At 66.7% G+C, this 21,247-nt stretch carries 22 protein-coding genes; 11 read left to right on the top strand and 11 right to left on the bottom strand.

The genetic code is table 11. From position 1 onward, the window contains the following. Positions 1-113: 113 nt before the first annotated feature. On the top strand, positions 114-506 hold the full coding sequence (locus ACQ66H_RS10350) for a group II truncated hemoglobin (RefSeq protein WP_019918310.1): 393 nt from the start codon (positions 114-116) through the stop codon (positions 504-506). 5 nt (positions 507-511) lie between these two features. On the opposite strand, the gene ACQ66H_RS10345 is transcribed toward ACQ66H_RS10350, so the two are convergent. Both ACQ66H_RS10345 and ACQ66H_RS10340 read right to left on the bottom strand, forming a co-directional pair. After that, complete coding sequence (locus ACQ66H_RS10345; RefSeq protein ID WP_430433950.1) at positions 512-1,633, bottom strand: AI-2E family transporter; 1,122 nt, start codon at positions 1,631-1,633, stop codon at positions 512-514. Continuing rightward, on the bottom strand, positions 1,630-2,106 hold the full coding sequence (locus ACQ66H_RS10340) for a cyclic nucleotide-binding domain-containing protein (RefSeq protein ID WP_430433949.1): 477 nt from the start codon (positions 2,104-2,106) through the stop codon (positions 1,630-1,632). Before ACQ66H_RS10340 ends, ACQ66H_RS10345 begins: the two co-directional genes overlap by 4 nt. A gap of 133 nt (positions 2,107-2,239) precedes the next feature. On the opposite strand from ACQ66H_RS10340, the gene ACQ66H_RS10335 reads away from it, so the two are divergent. Further along, entirely contained in the window at positions 2,240-3,865 is a 1,626-nt protein-coding gene (locus tag ACQ66H_RS10335; protein WP_430433948.1) for a hypothetical protein, read from the top strand. A gap of 243 nt (positions 3,866-4,108) precedes the next feature. Here the strand turns inward: ACQ66H_RS10335 and ACQ66H_RS10330 are convergent, their stop codons facing one another. Together ACQ66H_RS10330 and ACQ66H_RS10325 are read right to left on the bottom strand one after the other, a co-directional pair. Next, positions 4,109-5,320: a M20 aminoacylase family protein gene (locus tag ACQ66H_RS10330; RefSeq protein ID WP_430433947.1), complete on the bottom strand. Its 1,212-nt coding sequence runs from the start codon at positions 5,318-5,320 to the stop codon at positions 4,109-4,111. Continuing rightward, on the bottom strand, positions 5,317-5,763 hold the full coding sequence (locus tag ACQ66H_RS10325) for an MEKHLA domain-containing protein (protein ID WP_430433946.1): 447 nt from the start codon (positions 5,761-5,763) through the stop codon (positions 5,317-5,319). The genes ACQ66H_RS10330 and ACQ66H_RS10325 overlap by 4 nt, the downstream gene beginning before the upstream one ends. Before the next feature lie 187 nt (positions 5,764-5,950). On the opposite strand from ACQ66H_RS10325, the gene ACQ66H_RS10320 reads away from it, so the two are divergent. From ACQ66H_RS10320 to ACQ66H_RS10305, 4 genes are all read left to right on the top strand, one after another. Next, positions 5,951-6,865, top strand: coding sequence for an SdiA-regulated domain-containing protein (locus tag ACQ66H_RS10320; protein WP_430433945.1), 915 nt, complete (start codon positions 5,951-5,953; stop codon positions 6,863-6,865). Positions 6,866-6,897: 32 nt separating this feature from the next. Then, positions 6,898-7,548: an FxDxF family PEP-CTERM protein gene (locus ACQ66H_RS10315; RefSeq protein WP_430433944.1), complete on the top strand. Its 651-nt coding sequence runs from the start codon at positions 6,898-6,900 to the stop codon at positions 7,546-7,548. 186 nt (positions 7,549-7,734) lie between these two features. Beyond that, entirely contained in the window at positions 7,735-8,394 is a 660-nt protein-coding gene (locus ACQ66H_RS10310) for a PEP-CTERM sorting domain-containing protein (RefSeq protein WP_430433943.1), read from the top strand. A 34-nt stretch (positions 8,395-8,428) separates the two neighbouring features. Beyond that, entirely contained in the window at positions 8,429-9,277 is an 849-nt protein-coding gene (locus ACQ66H_RS10305; protein ID WP_430433942.1) for a DUF429 domain-containing protein, read from the top strand. Between the two features lie 17 nt (positions 9,278-9,294). On the opposite strand, the gene ACQ66H_RS10300 is transcribed toward ACQ66H_RS10305, so the two are convergent. Then, positions 9,295-10,167, bottom strand: a complete 873-nt coding sequence (locus ACQ66H_RS10300; protein WP_430433941.1) for a LysR family transcriptional regulator — start codon at positions 10,165-10,167, stop codon at positions 9,295-9,297. A 109-nt stretch (positions 10,168-10,276) separates the two neighbouring features. Here ACQ66H_RS10300 and ACQ66H_RS10295 point away from each other — a divergent pair, with 109 nt between their 5' ends. The 5 genes from ACQ66H_RS10295 to ACQ66H_RS10275 all read left to right on the top strand — a co-directional run bounded on the left by ACQ66H_RS10295 (position 10,277) and on the right by ACQ66H_RS10275 (position 15,723). Beyond that, positions 10,277-10,615, top strand: a complete 339-nt coding sequence (locus tag ACQ66H_RS10295; RefSeq protein ID WP_304003618.1) for an HPF/RaiA family ribosome-associated protein — start codon at positions 10,277-10,279, stop codon at positions 10,613-10,615. A gap of 57 nt (positions 10,616-10,672) precedes the next feature. After that, positions 10,673-11,371, top strand: coding sequence for a Bax inhibitor-1/YccA family protein (locus tag ACQ66H_RS10290; RefSeq protein WP_304003616.1), 699 nt, complete (start codon positions 10,673-10,675; stop codon positions 11,369-11,371). A gap of 177 nt (positions 11,372-11,548) precedes the next feature. Next, complete coding sequence (locus ACQ66H_RS10285; protein ID WP_430433940.1) at positions 11,549-12,712, top strand: methyl-accepting chemotaxis protein; 1,164 nt, start codon at positions 11,549-11,551, stop codon at positions 12,710-12,712. An 87-nt stretch (positions 12,713-12,799) separates the two neighbouring features. Further along, complete coding sequence (locus ACQ66H_RS10280) at positions 12,800-14,998, top strand: diguanylate cyclase domain-containing protein (RefSeq protein WP_430433939.1); 2,199 nt, start codon at positions 12,800-12,802, stop codon at positions 14,996-14,998. Beyond that, the gene (locus ACQ66H_RS10275) at positions 14,968-15,723 is read left to right on the top strand and encodes a putative bifunctional diguanylate cyclase/phosphodiesterase (protein ID WP_430433938.1); all 756 of its coding nucleotides are present in this window, start codon (positions 14,968-14,970) and stop codon (positions 15,721-15,723) included. Before ACQ66H_RS10280 ends, ACQ66H_RS10275 begins: the two co-directional genes overlap by 31 nt. A 34-nt stretch (positions 15,724-15,757) precedes the next feature. Here ACQ66H_RS10275 and ACQ66H_RS10270 read toward each other — a convergent pair whose 3' ends face one another. The 6 genes from ACQ66H_RS10270 to ACQ66H_RS10245 form a co-directional block, all read right to left on the bottom strand. Next, positions 15,758-16,381 carry a Crp/Fnr family transcriptional regulator gene (locus ACQ66H_RS10270; RefSeq protein ID WP_430435617.1) on the bottom strand — a complete coding sequence of 208 codons (624 nt, stop codon included), beginning with the start codon at positions 16,379-16,381 and terminating at the stop codon, positions 15,758-15,760. Positions 16,382-16,616: 235 nt separating this feature from the next. Continuing rightward, a complete protein-coding gene (locus ACQ66H_RS10265) occupies positions 16,617-17,525 on the bottom strand; it encodes an OmpA family protein (protein WP_430433937.1) in 909 nt (302 codons plus the stop codon). Further along, positions 17,525-17,917, bottom strand: a complete 393-nt coding sequence (locus ACQ66H_RS10260) for a DUF4398 domain-containing protein (protein ID WP_430433936.1) — start codon at positions 17,915-17,917, stop codon at positions 17,525-17,527. Before ACQ66H_RS10260 ends, ACQ66H_RS10265 begins: the two co-directional genes overlap by 1 nt. Before the next feature lie 151 nt (positions 17,918-18,068). Further along, entirely contained in the window at positions 18,069-20,591 is a 2,523-nt protein-coding gene (locus ACQ66H_RS10255; RefSeq protein ID WP_430433935.1) for an EAL domain-containing protein, read from the bottom strand. 32 nt (positions 20,592-20,623) lie between these two features. Further along, on the bottom strand, positions 20,624-20,839 hold the full coding sequence (locus ACQ66H_RS10250; RefSeq protein WP_430433934.1) for a hypothetical protein: 216 nt from the start codon (positions 20,837-20,839) through the stop codon (positions 20,624-20,626). A 131-nt stretch (positions 20,840-20,970) separates the two neighbouring features. Continuing rightward, positions 20,971-21,171, bottom strand: coding sequence for a CsbD family protein (locus ACQ66H_RS10245; protein ID WP_430433933.1), 201 nt, complete (start codon positions 21,169-21,171; stop codon positions 20,971-20,973). Positions 21,172-21,247: the final 76 nt, after the last annotated feature.

Raw genomic sequence — 21,247 nt, 5'->3', positions numbered from 1 at the left:
CCGCGATTCTATGCCGGCCGCGATGACGTCCCTGCGAAAAACGACCGCCGTCCACGCGATGTAGCCGTCCCGCAACGCGATAAAATCACGCCTCGACGCAGAAACGCCACGCCATGACCCAGACTGCCACCACCTTCTACGAACACATCGGCGGCGAGCCGACCATCCGTCGTCTCGTTGACCGCTTCTACGAGCTGATGGACACGCTGCCGGAGGCCTACGGCATCCGCAAGCTGCATCCGGCCGACCTGTCCGGCTCCAACCAGAAACTGTTCATGTATCTGTCGGGCTGGCTCGGCGGCCCGCAGCTGTTCGTGCAGGCCTACGGTCACCCGCGCCTGCGCGCCCGTCACCTGCCCTTCACCATCGGCGAGGCCGAGCGCGACCAGTGGCTCATGTGCATGCGCATGGCGATGGACGAGGTGCTGCCGCCTGACGAAGCCAACGCCCAGTTGCTGAGTGCCATCGAAGACCTCGCCGACCACATGCGCAATCGCGAGGGCTGATATCGTCAGCCCAGGTCGCGCGTGACCGACTGCAGGCGCAACCGGCGCGCGTGGGCGTGCCGGGCGTGCAGTCGAGGATCGGAAGCGACAATGCTCACCGTTTCGCCGATCACCATCACGACGCCCAGCACCGGCAGCACCAGCAGCAGACCGGCGACGCCGGCCACCGCGCCGCCGACGAAAATCATCAGCACCGTCACCAGCGGATGCATCTTCAGGCTGCGGCCTATGGTCAGCGGCATGAACACGAAATCGTCGAGCAGACGGACGCAGACGAACAGACCGACCGCCGCATAGGCGACCGACGGCGAGCCCGGAAAATCGGTCGCCGCCACCATCACCACTACCGCGCAGCCAAGTATCGAGCCGACATAAGGCACCCAGGCCAGCACTGCGGTGATCAGCGCCAGCATCAGCGGCGACGACAGCCCGATCAGCCACAGGCCGACGGCCAGACAGGCGGCGTCGAGCACGGTGAGCTTGATCAGACCCTGGAAGTAGGCACGCGTGGTGCGGTCGACCTCATACAGCAGGTGCAGCGTGCGCTCGAAGAAGGCGTTCGGCACCGCACGTGCGAGGAAACGCTGGAAGCGCCGGCCGTCGCGCAGGAAGAAGTAGGCGAGGAAAGGCGCCAGCAGGAAGGACGGTAGCCAGGCGGCGATGCCCAGCATCAGCGCCGGCAGGCGTTCCTCGGCAAAGCCCTCCCCCGCCGCGGCAATGTGCGACGACACGGCATCCGCCACGTGCGCGTCGCGCATGAAGCGCGAACGGGCTTCGAGCGCGCGCAGCGTGTCGTCGAGCAAGGCCAGCCCGCCCTGCAGATAGCGCTGCCCGGTGTCCTGCACGCTGACCGCGTGCGCGGCAAACCAGGGCAGCACCAGCACGAAACAGACGACCAGCAGCAGTGCGAACACGCCGACCGTGATGTTGGCCGCTGCCGCCTGCGAAAAGCCGGCGAACATCAGCCGCTGCATCGGCGGGTAGAGAAAGTAGTAGGCGATCAGCCCGAACAGGAAGGGCAGCACCAGCCACAGCACGTGCTGGAACAGATAGAGCGCCAGCGTGGTGGCCAGCAGGATGCCGCACCACGCCACGGGTCCGGCGCCCGAGGGCTGCAGCCGCCTCACAGATGCCCTTCCTGGCGGGCGCCGGCATTGGCCTGACGCAGCCGGCCGCCCAGATGGCGTGCCAGCGCCAAGGCGATCTTGGAGGCGATCTTGGGATGGGTTTCCAGCAGGCTCATGAAGTCGGCGCGGAAAAACACCACCAGCCGGCAGTCGCTGTGCGCCCTCGCCTGCGCCGCGCGCGGCGCCTGATCGAGCAGCGCCAGTTCGCCGAACACCTCGCCGCTGCCGAGCAGCGCCAGCCGCTGCTGGCGGTTGCCGTCGGCGCGCAGGATTTCGACCTCGCCCTCGACCACGGCATAGATCGCCTGCCCCTCGTCGCCCTCGTCGAACACGATTTCGCCGGCCAGATACTGGCGTTCGTGCCGCAGGGCCTGCACCACCTTCAGTTCGCGTGCGGTCAGCGACGCGAAGAGCTTGATCTGGCGCAGCGGCTGCAGCACTGCGCGGTCGTCGTCGCGGCCGAAAAGACGCACTTCTGGGCTCCTGGCGTAGGTGGGCAGTCAGCGCGCAAGCATACCGGCTTTCCGCCGGCGCTTTCGCCACGGCACACGGAATTCCCCCTATCCTTGCCGGTCACAGGCGCGATCGCCACAACAAGAACAGACCATGACATCCCGACTTCTGCGCTGGATCGATCTGAACATCCTGTCCCTCGGGCGCGAGATGCGCCTCTCCTACCTGCCGCCGCTGATGGTCTACATGGCCGCAGGCATCCAGGGCCTGACCGGCATCGTCGGCACCTTCTTCGTCAAGGACTACCTCGGGCTGTCGGCCGAATTCCTGGCCATGCTGGGCTTCTGGGTCGGTATTCCGTGGGCGCTGAAGATGCCGATGGGCCATCTGGTCGATCTGCTGTGGCGCTTCAAGAGCCTGCTCATCTACCTCGGCGCCGGCCTGATCGCCGCCAGCCTGCTCATCATGGCCGGCCTGATCGCCGAGCGCGAGGCGATGGCGGCGGTGCTGCCGGTCAATACCTGGTTCGTCATCAGCGCGCTGCTGAGCCCGATCGGCTACGTGCTGCAGGACGCGGTGGCGGATGCGATGACGGTGGAAGCCGTACCGCATGTCAACGAGAACGGCGCGCCGGTGCCGCCGGCCAGACTGAAGCTGATGCACACCACGATGCAGACGCTCGGCCGTGTGGCCATCATCGGCGGCAGCGTGCTGGTGGCGCTGATCAATCTTTACGTGTTCGCCGGCACCGAGAAGCTGCCGGAGGCGCAGAAGGTACTGATCTACCGCGACGTCTACCTGATGGCACTGACCATTCCCGCCATTTCCGTCGCCGGCGTGGCCTTCGCCGCCTGGCTCAAGCGCGGCGCCATCGCGGCCCACATGGCGCGCGGGTTGTCGCGCGCCGAGGCCGCCGCGCTGCTGCGCGACCCCGACAGCCACACCGATCCGAACTGGTGGATCCTCGGCGGCAGTCTGGTGTTCGTCGTGTTCACGCTGGGCATGGGTCTGTCCGACCTCAAGTGGAACCAGGAAATCATCTTCCTCGGCTCCTTCACCATCATCGCCTTCCTGATGACCCGGCTCACCCGCGAGCTTGACGCCAGTGCGCGCAATACGCTGATCGGCACCGCGCTGGTCATCTTCATGTTCCGTGCCACGCCCGGCACCGGCCCCGGCGTGTCTTGGTGGACCATAGACGTGCTCGGCTTCGATCAGGCCTTCTTTTCGGTGCTGTCGCTGATCGGCTCCACGCTGACGCTGATCGGCATGTTCATGTTCCGCCGCTTCATGGCCGAACGCTCGATCACCTATGTGGTCGGCTGGCTTACCGCGGCAGGTTTCATCCTGTCGATGCCGACGCTGGGCATGAGTCTGGGCCTGCACGAATGGACGGCCCGCATGACCGGCGGCGTGGTCAACGCACGCTTCATCGCGGTGATCGATACGGCGCTGGAATCGCCGCTGGGGCAGATTTCGATGATTCCGATGCTGGCCTGGATCGCCAATTCGGCGCCGGCCCATCTGAAGGCGACCTTCTTCGCGGTGATGGCCTCCTTCACCAATCTGGCGCTGTCGGCCAGCCAGCTCGGCACCAAATACCTGAACCAGATCTACGTGCTGTCGCGCGAAGTGAAGGACCCGGCCACAGGCGCAGTGATGACCGCCGCCAACTACAGCGACCTGACGCCCTTGCTGCTGACCGTGGTTGGCATTGCCGTGCTGATGCCGGTCAGCGCCATACTGGTTGCGCGCTGGCTTGGTTTGCGCAGTGCGTGATCGGCAGGTGGAGCCAGCGTTTCACAGGAGCGAGCTTGCTCGCGACTGCAACCTGAATCGAGGCCGGCGGCCTGCGCCTGCCGTATCGCGACCAGAGGTCGCTCCCACAAGAGCTGCTCCCGCCCGTCATCGGAGCGGGTTCTTGTGGGAGCGAGCTTGCTCGCGATTGCCGCCCGAATCGAAGCCGGCGGCCAACGATCGCGCAGTCGCGGTCAGAGGACCGCTCCCACGGGGTTCCCGGCGTCAGCCTTCCAGCCAGCGCTCGACCAGCCGCGTCCAGTAGGCGACGCCCAGCGGAATGATGCCGTCGTTGAAGTCGTAACGCGGGTTGTGCAGCATGCAGCCGCCGCCTTCGGCGTGCGCCGGGTCGGAGGCCGCGTCCGGTCCACCACCGTTGCCCAGCCAGACGTAGCAGCCGGGCTTCTCCTGCAGCATGTAGGCGAAGTCCTCGGCACCCATGCTGGGCGGGTAGTTCGTATGCACACTGCCGTCGCCGAACACTTCCCGCGCGACCGTCGCGCAGAAGGCGGCCTCGCTTTCGCTGTTGAGGGTCGGCGGGTAACCCCGACGGTAGGCCGCCGATGCGGTGACGCCGTGCGCGGAGGCTACGCCCTGCACCACGCGCGCGATGCCGGCTTCCAGCTGGTCACGCACTTCCGGCGTGAAGGCGCGCGCCGTGCCGCGCAGCGTCGCCGACTGCGGGATCACGTTGTAGGCCTCGCCGGCATTGAACTGGGTGATGCTGACCACGCCGCATTCGACCGGCGGCACATTGCGCGACACGATGGACTGCAGCGACTGTACGATGGCCGCGCCGGCGAGCACCGGGTCGGCGCCCAGATGCGGCATCGCCGCGTGTGCGCCGCGCCCGTCTATCGTGATGTCGATCGAATCGCTGCAGGCCATCGCCGGCCCGGTATGTACGGCCATCTGGCCGACCGGCAGGCCGGGCCAGTTGTGCAGGCCGAACACCGCCTGCATCGGGAAGCGCTCGAACAGCCCGTCGGCAATCATCGCCGGCGCGCCGCCCATGCCCTCCTCCGCCGGCTGGAAGATGAAGTACACGGTGCCGTCGAATCCGCGCGTCTCGGCCAGATACTCCGCCGCCGCCAGCAGCATCGCGGTATGCCCGTCGTGGCCGCAGCCGTGCATGCGCCCCGGATGCGTCGAGCGATGAGCGAAGGTGTTCTGCTCGGTCATCGGCAGCGCGTCCATGTCGGCGCGCAGGCCGATTGCGCCGCGGCCCGAGCCGTTGCGCAGCACACCGACCACCCCGGTACGACCGATGCCTTCATGCACTTCGATGCCGGCCGCGCGCAAGGTGCGGGCGACCACGTCGGCGGTGCGATTTTCCTCGAAGGCCAGTTCCGGATGGGCGTGCAGGTCGCGCCGGGTCTGGGTCCAGCGCTCGACACGCGCGACCAGCGCCTCGATCAGCGGGTGCGTGCTGCTCATTGCAATTCCTCAATATCGGAAAACATCGCCGCCTGACCGCGCAGCACGCCGTCGGCGTCGATCACGTTCCACACCGTCGCACGACTGATGCGGAACAGCGTGCCGTCGCTGCGCACGCGGATGCCGCAGTAGTCGGCGATATAGCCCTGTCGTGTCACCAGATCGAGCAGACGCGCACGTTCGTCGCGCTCAGGCGCGCGCGCCGACAGACGCGACGGCAGCGTGACGAAGGTGGCCCAGTCGTAGCCGAACAGTTGCTGCGCGAACGCATTGGCGTAGTTGAACACCGGATCGGTCTCCGTGCCGTGCGACACCAGCGCGAACGGCGCGTGATACAGCGTGTGCGGATCGGACGGCAGCAGTTGTCCGGTCACGCGGTGAAAGCTGTCGGCCAGCAATGCGCTGTGCTCGCGCAGGAAGGTGTCGTCGGGCGGTGCACTCATGGCCCAAAGATACCATCGCTCGCCGACGAGCCGGGCCGGTTCCACCGCGCGGCCGGCACCTCCCGGAGGACGACACCCCGTTCGGCAGCCTTCGGTGTGCGTAGTCCGGACGGACTATCGCTCGTCATGCGCGCGCAATGCTCGCCACGCAAGGTTGCGGCTGAAAACACCTTCACGGAGCCGCAACATGAAATTCACACTGGGCGCAGCCGCACTGGCCCTCGCCTTCGTCGCGCCGGCGCAGGCACAGATCACGAGCCTGGATCTGGCGAACTACAGCCTGGTCGCCACCTACGATCTGCCTGCTGCACGCGCGTCCGAAGCCTCAGCCGTCACCTGGAACTGGGACAGCGACACGTTGTTCGTGGTCGGCGACGAAGGCGACTACGTGGTCGAGGTGAACAAGCAGGGCCAGCTGATCGGTTCGATGAACCTGTTCGGCTTCGACGACACCGAAGGCCTCACCTATGTGGGCAACGGCCAGTTCGCCATCGTCGAGGAACGTCTGCAGGACGTCTACCTGTTCAGCTACCAGGCCGGCGGCGCGGTCGGCCGCAATAACCTGCCTTCCGTGTCGGTCGGTCCCACCGTCGGCAACATCGGTCTGGAAGACATTTCCTACGATCCGCTGAGCGGCCGCTTCGTGCTGGTGAAGGAGAAAGTGCCGCAGGCCGTCTATGACGCGGCCCTCGACTTCGCCAGCGGCGGCGCGACAGTGACCGAACTGGTGCCGCCAGCCAACCCGTTCGCCCAGATCTTCGGCACGCTGGACCTGTCCGGCGTGCAGGTGCTGAGCACGGTGCAGTCACTGCGTGGCACGACCGACCAGGACAACCTGCTGGTGTTCAGCCAGGAAACGCCGCGCCTGATGGAAGTGAGCCGCAGCGGTCAGATCCTCAGCAGCTTCGACTTCTCGGCCATCGCCGGCGATGCCGAAGGCGTCACCATCGACGGCAATGGCGTCATCTACATCGTCGGCGAAACGCCGCGTCTGTATGTGCTGGCGCCCACCCCGCCGGTGCCGGAACCCGGGATGGCCGCGCTGCTGCTGGCGGGCCTCAGCCTGATCGGTGCCACCGCGCGTCGTCGCATGTCCTTCTGATCCCCCTCACACCCCGCCACGGAGAACACAACATGAACAAGCTCATCGCACTGCTGATCGCTGCCGGCCTTGCACCGCAAATGGCTCACGCCGAAGTCCGCATCACCGAGTGGATGTACTCGGGCGGCAGCGGCGAATTCATCGAATTCACCAACCTGGGCAGCAGCGCCATCGACTTCACCGGCTGGAGCTATGACGACGACAGCCGTCTGCCGGGCGTGTTCGACCTGAGCGGCTTCGGTCTGGTCGGTGCTGGCGAATCGGTGGTCATCACCGAAATCGAAGCCGACACCTTCCGTCTCGACTGGAACCTCGGCGCCAGCGTCAAGGTGCTGGGCGGCTACACCAACAACATCGGCCGCGCCGACGAACTGAATCTGTTCGACGCCTCGGGTTCGCTGGTTGACCGCCTGGCCTACGGTGACAACAGCGCCGCCGGTGGCCCGCGCACCCAGGGCGTCAGCGGCCGCGCCTCATCTGAAGCCGCGCTCGGCGCGAACGACGCAACGCAGTGGGTGCTGTCGTCGGTCGGCGACGTCGAAGGTTCCTACGTGTCGCTCAGCGGTGCCGTGGCCAGCCCGGGCGTCACCGCCTTCGCCGCGGCCGTGCCGGAGCCCGAAACCTACGCCATGCTGCTGGCCGGCCTGGGCATGATCGGCTTCGCCGCCCGCCGCCGCGGCTGATCGGCATCACGTGAGCCACGCAGTCCCGTCGGGCTGCGTGGCTCAACGGCAGCACAAGAACAAGAAAGCACGTCACCCGATCGGCGCGATCGACCCTTCGGACGATGGCGGACGACAGGACATATGCGTAAAGATGACGGTACACACAACGTCGCCTGCCGACAGACGTCCCGAGGAACTCATCCGATGCGCATGCCGTTCGCCGCTGCTTTGCTGATTGGCACAGTTCTTCTCAGCCCAGTCGCACACGCCACATCCATCGCGGGAAACGTGTCCTGCAGCGGCGAGCTGAGCATCTCGTCCGACACCTATGGTCACCTGTCGTGCGCCGGCAACTTCTCCCTCAGCGACGCGGTGGTCACGGACCCGATCAAGCTCGTGCTCGAAGCATCCGGCAGCCTGACGCTGCTGCGCTCCAGCCTGGAAGCCCCCGAACTCGTGCTCGTCGCGCCGCATATCGACGTCAACTCCGATTCGACACTGCGGACAAGCGGCGCTCTCGGCATCATCCCCGCGACACCGCAACCCGTGTCACCTGCCCACCCGTCGTCATTGACCGGAACCGGTCTACTGCCCACCCTTCCTGTCAATGGAGCGGGTGGCGCAACGCTGACGCTGTCTGGCGGCGGCCGCCTGCCCGGCTCTCGGCCTTTTACTCAGGGCGGTTCCGTCCAGCTGGGGCGAGACGGCGACGCTTCGGTCGCCATCGGCCCGAGTTCGAGCGGCGCTGGCGTACCTCCACTGTCGATCGCGAGCACCGTGCCGGAGCCGTCAGCCGCCTTGCTGCTGGCCGCGGGCCTGGGGGTGATCGCGCTGCGGCGCAGCATGGGCGCTGACCGTCGATAGTCAGAATCTCACCCTTCGGGCGTATGCTGCGCCCATGAGCACGCTGTACGGCATCGATTTCACGTCGTCGCCCTCGGCCCGCAAGCCGATCACCGTCGCCCGCGGCACGGTGGTGGCGGAGCGCGGACTGGTCCTCGAGGGCATCGAGCGCTTTCCGTCCTGGGACGGATTCGAGGCGTTCCTGAATCGCCCGGGCCCCTGGCTCGGGGCTTTCGACTTTCCTTTCGGGCTGCCGCGGGAATCAGTGCTCGAGCACGGCTGGCCGACCGACTGGGCCGGCATGGTGCGGGCCGTCGCGGCGCTTTCGCGCAGCGAATTCAAGAACCTGGCCGACGCCGAACGTGCGCAGCGCCCGGCAGGCCAGAAGTATCCGCACCGCGTGACCGACCGTCCTGCCGCGTCGCACAGCCCCCTCAAGTTCGTCAATCCACCGGTCGGATGGATGTTCCAGGAGGGCGCGCGCCGGCTGCTCGACGCCGGTGTCCACATTCCCGGCATGCACGGTGGCGACGCCCGTCGCATCGCACTGGAAGCCTATCCGGGCTGGCTGGCGCGCAGCATCGTCGCCGGCTCGTACAAAAGCGAAAACGCCGCCGGCCAGACACGCGAGCGCCTGGCCAACCGGATGCTCCTGACCGAAGCGCTGCTGCGTGGTCAGCATCCGCTGGGCGTGCCGCTCTGCTGTGACGATGCGCCGCTGCTCGAAGCGATGACCACCGACGGTACCGGCGACACGCTGGATTGCGTGCTCTGTCTGGTCGAGGGCGCGTGGGCATGGATGCGACGCGACGCCGGCTACGGCCTGCCGCTGCACATCGATCCGGTCGAGGGCTGGATCGTCGGCGTCACCGCGCCCGAACGGGGCGCCGTCACGACGCACTGACACGGCGCATCGAGCCGTCAATGGCCGGCGAGCAGCTTCTGCACCAGCGGGTGCTGTACACGTCGTTCGGCGGAGATCGCGTAGAAGTGTTCGACCACTTCGGTACAGCGGCCAAGCAGCTGCAACTGGCGGTGGTGCGTGAACTCCTCGTGTGACCACTCGGTCGCCGGAAAGGCCCCGAGGCCGCTTTCGCCGAAGGTGGCGAGCAGCGCGCTGTCCTCGAATTCGCCGGCGACATGCGGATGCAGCCCCTTGCGTTCGAACCAGTCGTCGATGCGCGCGCGCACTGCCGAGTGACGTGTCGGCAGCAGCAGCGGCATACGGTCGAGGCAGGCCGGAAAGCCTTCTCCGGCCTGTGCCGCGAGCGCGGCCGGCGCGTACCAGGCCAGCGCCGCGTCGCCGACCGCGTGACTGTAGACCCGCAGATTCGGATTGACCGGCGCCGGTCGGTCGGCCAGAACCACGTCTAGCCTGTGCAGGGCCAGATCGGCGAGCAATTCGTCGAAATTGCCCTCGACGCAGATCAGGTGCAGACCCGGGGTGTCGGTGGCCGGCGCCAGCAGGTGGCGCGCAGCTGGTTTCGGCAGGCCGTCGGAAATGCCCACCGACAGCCGCACGCCCTGCGCCTGGGCCGCTTCGCGCACCGCCAGTGGCAGTTGCTCGCCGAGCTGGAATATCTGTTCCGCCAGACGCAGCGCCGCGCTGCCGGCCGGGGTCAGTTCGACCGTGCGGCCGGACGGTTTGAACAGCGCGTGACCGAGCGCGCGCTCCAGTTCGCGGATCTGTGTGCTCACCGTCTGCACCGCCATGTCCAGCCGCTCGGCCGCACGGGCGATGCCGCCCTCCTTGGTGGCGACCCAGAAGTAATAGAGGTGGCGGTAGTTGAGCATGGCTGCCTTTAACTTCTTAATTTACGAAGTAAAGCTACTACAAACATCCATTTTTAGGAAACACATACGCGCGTAAGGTGGCGCTTCCATCCCACACAGGAGGTCCGCCATGGAAGTCATCGTCGAATCACGGAATCCGGAAGTCAGTGCCCTGCGCAGCGTGGCCGAGAACCGGCTGCGCTTCGTGCTGCGGCGACTCGCCTGGCGCGTGCCGAGAGCGAAGGTGAGGCTCGACGACACCAATGGTCCGCGTGGTGGCGTTGACAAGGAGGTGCGCGTCGAACTGCAGATGATCGGCAGCGAACCGGTGGTGGTCAGCGCCCGGTCGCGCGACTGGCGCGGTGCGCTCGACGCCGCCCTCGCCCGCGCCGCGCAGCGCCTGCTGCGCACGGTGCGCCGCGCGCGGCAGCACTCATCCGCCCGGACACTGAATTTCCAGACCGAATGAGCCCGCACGATCGGGCGCATCCGTCTCAACGCTTTCAACGAATGGAGTAATACAGACATGGAACATCGATATCCCCGTACCACCCCGCTCGGCCTGCGCGCCGAGGTCGCCGACGCGGTCGTCATCGACGGCGCCGGTCGCAAGGTCCTGCGCAATACCTACATGCTGCTTGGCCTGAACCTGGCGTTCAGCGCCCTCGTCGCCTACGTTGCCATGGCGGCGCGCTGGCCGGCACCAGGCATTCTGCTGACGCTGGCCGGCTATTTCGGCCTGCTGTTCGCAGTCAACAAGTTCCGCGACAGCGGCGCAGGGGTTCTGCTTACCTTCGCGCTGACCGGCTTCATGGGCTACACCATCGGCCCGCTGCTGAACGCGGTGATGAGCCTGCCAGGCGGCAGCCAGACCATCACGCTGGCGCTCGGCGCCACCGCTGGCGTCTTCCTCGCGATGTCCGGCTGGGCGACGGTGACGAAGCGCGATCTGTCGGGCATGGGCAGCTTCCTGTTCATCGGCATGGTGGTGGCGATCCTGGCCGGTCTGGGTGCCATGTTCTTCCAGATCCCTGCCCTGTCGCTGACCGTGTCCGCGGCCGTGGTGCTGCTGATGGCCGGCATGATCGCCTTCGAAACGCAGCGCATCGTGCGCGGAGGTGAGACGAACTACGTGATGGCCACCACCGGCCTGTTCGTGTCCATCTTCAACCTCTTTACCTCGCTGCTCCAGCTGTTCGGCTTCATGGGCAGCAGCAACGACTGACACTCCTCCGGTGCGATCCCGGTTGTCCGCGCGCGGCGCCCGCCGCCCGCGGACTTTTTTTCGTCCCGCAACGCGGCCGTGCCGGCTCAAGAAACCGGGAAATGCACCCGTTACCCTGCAGGACGGGTAGCCGCGGCGCCCGGGCAACACACAACACATACGCCCGCCGGAGGAGCCATGTTGAAAAATCTGAGTGTGCGCAAGGCCTTTGCACTGTTCGGTGCCTCGTCGGCACTGGTCTGCTGCGTCGTGCTGAACGTCGCCTCCGGCTGGGAGAACTGGCCGCTGCAGATCGGTGCTTCGCTGGTGCTGCTGATCGGCGGCGCGGTGACCGGTGCGCTGATCGGCCGCTTCTACGGCCTGCGCGCGGAAGTGATCGTCGGCGGCCTCAATGCGCTGGCCAAGGGCCACCTGGACTGCAAGCTGAGCCTCGACGGCAAGGACGATTTCGCCTGGCTGTGCTACGAGTACAACGCGGCCCGCAAGGCGGTGAAGCAGCTGGTCGAGCGCGTGCAAGGGCTGTCGGGCACGCTGACCAGTGCCGCGGTGGACCTGTCCACCTTCTCCGGCGCTGCGCGCGAGAACGGTACCCGCCAGCTCGATTCGATCCGCGCCGTCGGCAGCGCGATCGAACAGATGAGCGGCAACATTCGCGAGGTCGAGTCGCTGTCGCACGAGGCGAGCGAACTGGCGCGCAGCGCCGGCGAAGCATCGCAGGCGGGCAAGACGACGCTGCAGGCATCGCTGACCAGCGTCCATGCCGCCTCCGACAAGATGGCCAGCTCGCTCGCCGTGATCGAGCAGTTGGTCGAGGACTCGCGTGCGATCAACCGCATCAACGAACTGATCAAGGAACTGTCCGATCAGACCAACCTGCTGGCGCTGAACGCCGCCATCGAGGCTGCACGCGCCGGCGAACAGGGCCGCGGCTTTGCGGTGGTGGCCGACGAGGTGCGCAAGCTCGCGCAGCGCAGCCAGGCGTCGGCAAACGACATCAGCCAACTGGTGGTGCGCATCCGCGACGACGCCGAACAGACGATCGCGCTGGTCCGCAGTTCGAGCGAGGAAGTGAATGGCGCCACGCAGAACACGGCGGCTGCGGTCAGCGAGTTCGACGACATCCTGCAGCGCCTGCTCGAACTGTCGGGCAAGTCAACCACGATCAGCAGCAGCCTCAGCGTGCAGAACGCGGCGGTGAGCGAGATCGTGCGCAATAACGACGTCCTGTTCGCGCTGTCGGAAGAGAGCGCGCACGGTGCGCAGGAAACCGCCCGGCAGGGCAATGAAGTGGCCAGCGCGGCACAGACGCTGCAAGCCGCGGTGCAGGCCTTCAAGACCTGATCACCTCGGGCACCCCGCGGACGGCGTCGCCTGCACCCGTCGGCAAATCCGACTCCAAGTACGCAGCAAGGCAGGCATCAGAGATAAATGGCAAGCGGCATCCGCACACTGTTCAGTCCCGCCATCCGACTGATGAACCGGCTGGACTACCCCCGCAAGTTCGCGGTGCTGGGCTCCATGGTGCTGTTCGCCTTCGCGGTCGTCGTCTACAACCTCTACACCAGTCTGAGCGCGGACATCCGCGCGGCCCGGTACGAGCTTGAAGGCATCGCGCGCATCCGCACGTTGACGCAGGTCGTGCAGTCGCTGCAGAAGCATCGCGGCCTGGTTGCCGGCGAACTGGGCGGCGTCGCCACGATGCGACCCGAGCGCGAAGCGCGCGAAGCAGAGGTGACCGCCGCCTTCGAAGCGCTGGTGCAGGTACTCCCGCGCGATCTGACCACCAGCCGCGACTTCTTCGAGATGCGCACCGACTGGGAACGCCTGCGCATGCAGGGACCGGGCTGGTCTCCGGAAATCAGCTTCGAGGTGCACACGCGGCTGATCGAGCAGATGCTCAACTTCGAAGCCGACGTTGCTGACCGCTACCTGCTCACGCTGGACCCGGAACCGGCGTCCTACTATCTGATCGACAGCAGCGTGAGCAAGCTGCCGGCGACGATAGAACGACTCGGCAGGGTGCGTGCCTTCGGCACAGTCATCCTTTCGGCCGGATCGGCGACGACGCAACAGGTGATCGAGATGTCGGCGCTGGTCGCCGAACTCGATGCGGCGCGCAAGAGCGCCAGTTACAACATCGAAAAGACCGGCCGCTACAACCCCTCGTTGCAGGAAGCGGTGTCGAGGTCGGCCGCGGACATTGCCGACTCGCTGGGCAGCATCGTGCGTCAGGTCGAGACGCAGTTGCTGGCGTCGTCCGCACACACCCTGCTGTCTCCGCAGCTGTTCTTCGACGGCACGACGGCGGCCATCGACCGCATCTATGCGCAGATCGAACAGTCGCTGCTGCCGACGGCCGAGGCGCTGATCCGCCAGCGCATCGACCGGCTCGACCATGCGCTCAGTACCACCCTCGGTGTCGCCCTGCTGCTGCTCGGCGGAGCCGCCTACTGCGCCATCGGCGGCTATTTCGCGATCACCCGCACGGTGGCCGGCCTCGCCGCGTCGGCGCACGCGCTGGCCGGCGGTGATCTGAAGGTGCGCATCCGCCCCGACAGTCAGGACGAACTGGCGCAGGTCGCCGCCAGCTTCAACGAGATGGCGGACGGCCTGACCGGCCTGATGGCGGCGCGTGAAGAGGACGATGCGCGCATGCGCGCCATCATCGAGTCGGCTCTCGACGCCGTCGTGCAGATGAACGCCGACGGCCTGATCACCGGCTGGAATCTGCAGGCTGAGCGGATATTCGGCTGGTCGCGCGCGGACGTGATGGGCCGGCCGATGCACGACGTGATCATTCCCCCGGAACATCGCGACGCCCACGTGCGCGGCCTGAAGCACTTCATCACGTCCGGCGTCGGCCCGGTGCTGAACAAGCGGATCAAGATCAGCGGCCGTCATCGACAAGGACACGATCTGCCGATCGAACTGACCATTTCCGCGAACATGCATCGTGGCACCTACGAATTCAGCGCCTTCATCCGCGACATCACGGAACAGAAGCGCACCGAGGAACTGATCTGGACGCAGGCGAACTACGACGTGCTGACCCAGCTGCCGAACCGCCGCATGTTCCGCGACCGGCTGGAACAGGAACTGCGCAAGTCGCACCGCAGCGGCCGCCCGATGGTGCTGATGTTCATCGACCTCGATCGCTTCAAGGACGTGAACGACGCCTTCGGACACCAGACCGGCGATCTGGTGCTGATCGAGGCGGCGCGCCGCATCAGCAGCTGCGTCCGCGAGTCCGACACGGTGGCGCGGCTGGGCGGCGACGAGTTTACGGTCATCCTGTCGGAACAGGACGAACCCGCCGGGACCGAACGCATCGCCGCAGAGGTGTTGCGAGTGCTTCAGGCGCCGTTTGAACTTGGCCACGCCCACGCCCATCTGTCAGCCAGCATCGGCATCACCGTTTACCCGCAGGACGGCAGCGACGCCGACAGCCTGATCCGCAACGCCGATCAGGCGATGTACGGCGCCAAGGATGCCGGGCGCGACCGCTTCAACTACTTCGTCAGTTCGATGCAGGAGGCGGCGCTCAGGCGCCAGCAACTGGTGCAGGATCTGCGCACCGCGGTGACAACGACCAGTTCGTGCTGCACTACCAGCCCATCATCAGCCTGAGCAGCGGGCGCATCCACAAGGCCGAGGCGCTGTTGCGCTGGATGCATCCGGAGCGTGGCCTGGTCAGCCCGGCCGATTTCATCCCGCTGGCCGAGGAAACCGGCCTCATCGTGCCGATCGGCGACCGTGTGTTCCGCGACGCGACCCGCCAGCTGCTGCACTGGCGTGCGCACTACGCGCCGGAACTGCAGATGGGCGTAAACATGTCGCCGGCCCAGTTCGCACGCAGCGAGGGTCACGCCAACTGGGTGGCCCACATCGAGGCGCTCGGCCTGCCGGGCGACAGCGTGGTGATCGAAATCACCGAGAGCCTGCTGCTCGACGCCAGCAGCAGCGTGTCGCGACAGCTGCAGAAGTTCCGCGAGGCGGGCATGCAGATTTCGATCGACGACTTCGGCACCGGCTATTCGGCGCTGTCATACCTGAGCAAGTTCGACATGGACTACCTGAAGATCGACCAGTCCTTCGTGCGCAACATGACCGTGGATCCATCCGGCACCGCTCTGCCTGAGGCCATCGTGCTGCTGGCGCACAAGCTGGGCATCAAGGTGGTGGCGGAAGGCGTCGAAACGGTGGCGCAGCGCGACATCCTCGACGGGCTGGGCTGCGACTACGCACAGGGTTACCTGTTCGCGAAACCGCTGTCGGCTGCGGAGTTCGAGGCGCTGCTGCGGGTACAGCAAGCGTCGCCGCACAGCTTTGCGCACATGATGGGCATGAGCTAGCACGGCTCACGCGCGATCTGAGCCGCCATGGCCCCTAGGTTGCGGTGCGGTCTGGCAGCAGCCTGTCGTATTCCTTTTTCACCACCGCGTAGCACTCGCAGGTGCGCGCCTCCAGCCCTGCCCGGTCGAGCACGTGGATGTGGCCGCGCGCGTAGCGGATCAGACCGATCTTCTGCAGCTTCAGAGCCGCCTCGGTCACACCCTCGCGGCGCACGCCCAGCATGTTGGCGATCAGTTCCTGCGTCATCGTCAGCTCGTTGCCCTGCAGGCGGTCCAGGCTCAGCAGCAGCCAGCGGCACAACTGCTGGTCCAGCGTATGGTGGCGGTTGCACACAGCAGTCTGCGCCATCTGCGTGATCAGCGCCTGCGTGTAGCGCAGCAGCAGGTGCATGACCGGGCCGGCGCGGTTGAATTCTTCCTTGATCGTCTGCGAGCGCATGCGCACGCCCTTGCCGGCGCTCTGCACGACCGCTCGGCTGGGCGTTGACTCGCCGCCCATGAACAGCGAAATGCCGACCACGCCTTCGTTGCCGACCACGGCGATCTCGGCCGATGCGCCGTTTTCCATCACGTACAGCAGCGACACGATGGCGCTAGTGGGAAAGTAGACATGGCTGAGGGTGCGCCCGGATTCGTACAGCACCTCGCCCAGCGGCATATCGACCCATTCGAGGAAAGGCTGCCATCGCAGCCAGTCGGCCTCGGGCAGTGCGGCAAGCAGACGGTTGCTTTTCGGGTCTGCGGCGTTCACGTTCAGCGCCCTCCAGCGACTTTGGATAATCGAAAAAAAGCGTGCTGCATGCACGCCGGAAAACATCTGAAATCACTATAGCAAGCGATCACCCGGAAGCTATGTGCGTTACCGTACATAGCACCCGGACACCGCTGTTGCGTCAGCGGCGACCGTCGCCTTGGGTATTGACGATGATGTTGACGCGGCGGTTCTGCTGCCGCCCGCTGGCGGACTCGTTGCTGGTGATCGGTGCATGTTCGCCCATGCCGGAGGCGACGATGCGCGATGACGAAACGCCGCGGGCCACCAGATAGGCCTTCACCGAATCGGCCCGTCGCTGCGACAGGCCGAGATTGGCGTCACCGCGGCCCACGTTGTCGGTGTGCCCCTCCACCGTCGCGGTGCGCTCCGGATAGGCCTCCATGAACGCCGCAAGCTTGTCCAGGTCCGGTGCGACGCCTGCGATCAGCCCCGCTTCGCCGCTGCGAAACAGCACGTCACCCAGCGTGATGACCAGACCGCGATCGGTCGGACGGGCTTCGAGCTCATCCATCCGTGCCCGAGCGTCCGCATTCGCCTGTTCCGCCCTGGCCGCATCCGCGCGCGCAGTCTCTGCCTGACGGCGCGACAATTCGGCGTCGCCGCGGGCGTCCTCGGCGTCGCTGCGCGCCGATGTGGCATCGTCCCGCGCGACGTCGGCCTCACGCGTCCGGGCATCCAGTCGCGCGCCTTCGCGCTGCGCGGCGAGCTGGCTGCGCTGGTCTTCCGCCAGCCGCGCTTCGGCCAGTGCCCGCGCGATATCTATCCTGCGTTCAGCCATCACGACGCGATGTGCGGCCTGTTCGCTGTCGCGCGGCGGCAGTTCCGCCTCGCGCACCGCCGCTTCGGCATCGCGGAGCGCCTCCGGGGCGCGGCGCGCCAGCTGTGGGTCGGCCTGCAGTTGCGCCAGCCTGTTGCGTGCCGCGTCGGCACCGGGTGAAGAGTCAGGCAGTGTCGAACAGGCGGCCAGCGCAAGCGTGCTCAGCACGGCGGCCCCCAGTCGGGTCGCGGCGTATCGGGTGGTGTCCATCAGCGGTCTCCGGTGTTGCGCTGCATTTCCTGCTTCAGCGTGTCGGTGCTGAGGCTCATGTCCGCATTCACCGCGCGGGCACGCGCCAGAGCGGCACGGGCGGATGCCAGTTCGGCGGCGACTCGGGACTGCTCGGCCAGTCGATAGGCACGCCCCATGTCCTCCTGCCGCACGGCGTCACGGGCGGCATTGAGCTTGTCGCGAGCCTCGCCCAGTTCGTTGGCGGCAAAGTCGGTCACGCGTGCCTGCTCGGCGCTCGCGATGGCCCGCTCGGCCGCCTGCAGTGAAGCGGTGGGCGGCGGTGTTGACGCACAGCCGACGAGCGCAATCAGCACCGCCACTGCGGCAACACCCTGCCGGCCTGCCCGGTACGGGCTGGAATGCTTGTTCATATCGTGTTCCCTGTTGAAGCCGCCGGCGACACCGGTCGCCGTGCAGTCACGGCGCGATGCGCGCCCCAGGGGTGCGCTGCCGCCGCATCGTTCGGACATCAGTGTCGCGCCGCCGCACCCGCAGGTCGGTACGCTGGCGTACCCAGCGCCCTCAGCGCAGCGGCATACGCTGCGCAAGAAGGCCGGCGAACGCGTCGGCGTCCACCGGTCGGCCGAGCAGATGCCCCTGCACCGACTCGCACTGCCGGATACGCAACAGGGCAAGCTGCTGCTCGGTCTCCACCCCCTCCGCGATCACCTTCTGCCGCAGATGAGTGGCCATGCCGATGATGGCGCCGACGATGCCGTCGTCGCCCTCGTCGCTGTCAAGGTCGTGCACGAAGGACTGGTCGATCTTCAAGGCGTCGAACGGAAAGCGCCGCAGATAGCTCAGGCTGGAATAGCCGGTTCCGAAGTCGTCGATCACCAGCTGCACGCCGATGCACTTGAGCGACTTCAGTACGCTCATCGACGATTCGGCGTCCTCCATCAGCCGGCTCTCGGTCAGCTCCAGCTCCAGCAGGTGCGGCGGCACGCCGGCTTCACCGAGGATGCGCGCCACGCTGTCAGCGAAGCCCGGTCGCCACAACTCGACCGCCGAAATGTTGACGGCGACCGGCACCACGCGCAGACCCGCGTCCAGCCAGGCGCGTATCTGCCGGCACGCCTCGCGCATCACCCACTGTCCGATCGGCACGATGAGCCCGCATTCCTCCGCGATCTGTATGAACTGCGCCGGCGGGATCAGCCCGTGGACCGGATCGCGCCAGCGCAGCAGCGCCTCGGCGCCGGTCATGCCGCCCGACGCGAGATTCATCTGCGGCTGATAGTGCAGCCGGAACTCGGCGTTCCCCAGCGCCCGGCGCAGACCGCTCTCGATGAGCAGGCGATGCACCGCGCGCGCGTTCATCTCGGGGGTGAAGAACTGGCAGTTGTTCCGCCCTTGCGCCTTGGCGTGATACATCGCGGTATCGGCGTTCTGCATCATGGCGTCCGCCGTGTTGCCGTCGTCCGGATAGACGCTGATGCCGATGCTCAGCGTGATCTGCAGCGCGTGCCCGGCGACCTGCTGCGGTTCGATGAACGCCTGGTGCAACTTGTCGGCAACGCCGGCGGCGTCCTGCGGCTGTTCGATCTCGGCCAGCAGGATGACGAATTCGTCGCCGCCCTGGCGACACACCGAGTCGGTCGTGCGCACGCAGCCCACCAGCCGCTCCGCCACGCACTGCAGCAACTGGTCACCCACCGCGTGGCCGAGCGAATCGTTGATGCGCTTGAAGAAATCGAGATCGATGAAAAGCAGCGCGACCTGCTTGTGATGGCGCGCCGCCTGGCCGATCGCCTGCGCCAGCCGCTCGGTCAGCAGTGCGCGGTTGGGCAGCCCGGTCAGGAAGTCGTGCTGCGCCATGTGCGCCATGCGCAAGGTCATTGCGCGCGACTGGCTGACGTCGTGGAACACGATCACGGCGCCAGTCACCCGGCCCTGGCGGTCGTGTATCGGAGCGGCCGAATCCTCGATCGGCAGCTCGACGCCGTCGCGCCGGATGAGCAGGCAATCCATCGCCAGACCCACCGTCCTGTCCTCGGCGACGGCACGCTGCGCCGGGTTGGCGGCCACGGCGCGGGTGGTGCCGTCGATGACGGCGAATACCTCGGTCAGCGGTTGCCCCAGCGCCTCGCGCGCCGTCCAGCCGGTCATCGATTCGGCAACCCGGTTCATGTAGCTCACGCAGCCGTTGACATCGGTGGCCAGCACCGCGTCGCCGATCGAGTTGAGCGTCACCTGCGCCCGCTCCTTCTCGTCGAACAGCGCCTCCTCGGCCCGCTGCAGCACGGCCTCGGCAGCCTTGCGGCCGGTGATGTCCTCGACCGTCTGGACGCATCCTCGGGGCAGGCCGCCATCCGCCATGAATGCCGCATGCAGTCGCGCCCACACGACGACGCCATCGCTGTGCAGAAGACGCATCTCCGCGATGAAGGCGACAGCGCCCAGCAGCGCTGCAGCCCATTCCCGCTGCACGCGACTGCGGTCATCGGGGTGGACGAAGCGGCTCCAGTGCATGCCCTCGGCCTGTCCGACACCGAGTCCGGAAATCGTGCGGTAGGCGGCATTGGTGTAGGTGCAGTGACCCTGTGCGTCGGTCACCAGGATGCCCAGCGGAGACGCATCGCTGATCGCGCGAAAGCGCGCCTCGCTGAAGTGCAGCGCCCGCGCGGCTGTGCGTCTTTCCATTGCGTGGTCCACCGTGCGCGCCAGCCAGTGCGCATCGGTGTTCCCCCGGAGCAGGAAGTCGTGAGCGCCACGCTGCAGGGCGGCACGGGCGCGTGCCTCGCCGCCAGCCTCGGCCAGCACCAGCACGAGTGCGTCGGGGGCGAGCGCGCACAGCTGTTCGCATGCATCGAGCGCGTCGAGGGCGGGCGGATCCAGGTCGAGCAGCACGACGGCAATGCCGCCAGCGGCCAGCCTTTCGCGCGCATCGGCAAACGCGCTCACGCACTCGACCAGATAGGGGCGTCCGGTCATCGTGTGCGCCTCTCCGCCCTCCAGCGCGCTGCGCAGCCGCTCCGCGTCCTGCGGATCGGCGTTGACGATCAGTACCCGGGTTCGAGCGGCATCCATGTCACGGGCATCCATCGCACGCTCCCGGATCAGGCTGTGCAGAGGCTTCAGGGCAGGCGCTTGAGGCGCACATTGCCTTCCCAGATGCAACTCATCGAGCCGCAGCGGTAGCGGTGGACGGACACGAACATGTTGATGAACAGGTCCATGAAATTGCGTTGCACGCGGTAGGCGGCGCGCCCGCAGAGCGGGCATGGAATACCCTTCGCGTAGTGACCGGAATCGTCGCTGCGACCGGTCTGGCCGATAGCAGGTGTGCTCATCGGAGTCTCCGTCTGTTATCAGGCGCCGACGGTGGCCCGGTTGTCCGGACCGCCCGCCCGCTGCGACATCGCCGATCCGCCGTCCTCACGGCACCTGCTCAACGGCCGCCGGAGAACGGTTTGCCCGACGCTTACTTGTGCAGAATCTCGAAGCGTTCGATCTGCCGTTCCGCCTGCTCCTTGGTAAGGCCGTAGGCCTGCTGGATGCGGCCGGACAGTTCCATGCGCTTGCCGGCAATCACGTCGAGCTCGTCGTCGGTGAGCTTTCCCCAGCGCGCCTTGACGGTGCCCTTGAATTGCTTCCAGTTGCCTTCAACAGTGTCCCAGTTCATATCGGATACCCTCTCTCTGATTGACACACCTGCGAAATCGCCGGTGCATGACGCAAAGATTGGGACTTCGCGCGCG

It is taken from the genome of Methyloversatilis sp. (assembly GCF_965284615.1).
In the GTDB taxonomy this organism is placed as follows: Bacteria; Pseudomonadota; Gammaproteobacteria; order Burkholderiales; family Rhodocyclaceae; genus Methyloversatilis.
Note: the sequence above shows the minus strand (reverse complement) of the source record. Positions and strands in the feature narration are given on the sequence as shown.

What these genes read in the sequence shown, in the direction of transcription:
- ACQ66H_RS10350 (WP_019918310.1), top strand. Translation starts at nt 114, where the DNA reads ATGACCCAGACTGCCACCACCTTCTACGAACACATCGGCGGCGAGCCG.
- ACQ66H_RS10335 (WP_430433948.1), top strand. Translation starts at nt 2,240, where the DNA reads ATGACATCCCGACTTCTGCGCTGGATCGATCTGAACATCCTGTCCCTC.
- ACQ66H_RS10330 (WP_430433947.1), bottom strand. Translation starts at nt 5,320, where the DNA reads ATGAGCAGCACGCACCCGCTGATCGAGGCGCTGGTCGCGCGTGTCGAG.
- ACQ66H_RS10325 (WP_430433946.1), bottom strand. Translation starts at nt 5,763, where the DNA reads ATGAGTGCACCGCCCGACGACACCTTCCTGCGCGAGCACAGCGCATTG.
- ACQ66H_RS10320 (WP_430433945.1), top strand. Translation starts at nt 5,951, where the DNA reads ATGAAATTCACACTGGGCGCAGCCGCACTGGCCCTCGCCTTCGTCGCG.
- ACQ66H_RS10315 (WP_430433944.1), top strand. Translation starts at nt 6,898, where the DNA reads ATGAACAAGCTCATCGCACTGCTGATCGCTGCCGGCCTTGCACCGCAA.
- ACQ66H_RS10310 (WP_430433943.1), top strand. Translation starts at nt 7,735, where the DNA reads ATGCGCATGCCGTTCGCCGCTGCTTTGCTGATTGGCACAGTTCTTCTC.
- ACQ66H_RS10305 (WP_430433942.1), top strand. Translation starts at nt 8,429, where the DNA reads ATGAGCACGCTGTACGGCATCGATTTCACGTCGTCGCCCTCGGCCCGC.
- ACQ66H_RS10300 (WP_430433941.1), bottom strand. Translation starts at nt 10,167, where the DNA reads ATGCTCAACTACCGCCACCTCTATTACTTCTGGGTCGCCACCAAGGAG.
- ACQ66H_RS10295 (WP_304003618.1), top strand. Translation starts at nt 10,277, where the DNA reads ATGGAAGTCATCGTCGAATCACGGAATCCGGAAGTCAGTGCCCTGCGC.
- ACQ66H_RS10290 (WP_304003616.1), top strand. Translation starts at nt 10,673, where the DNA reads ATGGAACATCGATATCCCCGTACCACCCCGCTCGGCCTGCGCGCCGAG.
- ACQ66H_RS10285 (WP_430433940.1), top strand. Translation starts at nt 11,549, where the DNA reads ATGTTGAAAAATCTGAGTGTGCGCAAGGCCTTTGCACTGTTCGGTGCC.
- ACQ66H_RS10280 (WP_430433939.1), top strand. Translation starts at nt 12,800, where the DNA reads ATGGCAAGCGGCATCCGCACACTGTTCAGTCCCGCCATCCGACTGATG.
- ACQ66H_RS10270 (WP_430435617.1), bottom strand. Translation starts at nt 16,381, where the DNA reads ATGCCGCTGGGCGAGGTGCTGTACGAATCCGGGCGCACCCTCAGCCAT.
- ACQ66H_RS10265 (WP_430433937.1), bottom strand. Translation starts at nt 17,525, where the DNA reads ATGGACACCACCCGATACGCCGCGACCCGACTGGGGGCCGCCGTGCTG.
- ACQ66H_RS10260 (WP_430433936.1), bottom strand. Translation starts at nt 17,917, where the DNA reads ATGAACAAGCATTCCAGCCCGTACCGGGCAGGCCGGCAGGGTGTTGCC.
- ACQ66H_RS10255 (WP_430433935.1), bottom strand. Translation starts at nt 20,591, where the DNA reads ATGGATGCCCGTGACATGGATGCCGCTCGAACCCGGGTACTGATCGTC.
- ACQ66H_RS10250 (WP_430433934.1), bottom strand. Translation starts at nt 20,839, where the DNA reads ATGAGCACACCTGCTATCGGCCAGACCGGTCGCAGCGACGATTCCGGT.
- ACQ66H_RS10245 (WP_430433933.1), bottom strand. Translation starts at nt 21,171, where the DNA reads ATGAACTGGGACACTGTTGAAGGCAACTGGAAGCAATTCAAGGGCACC.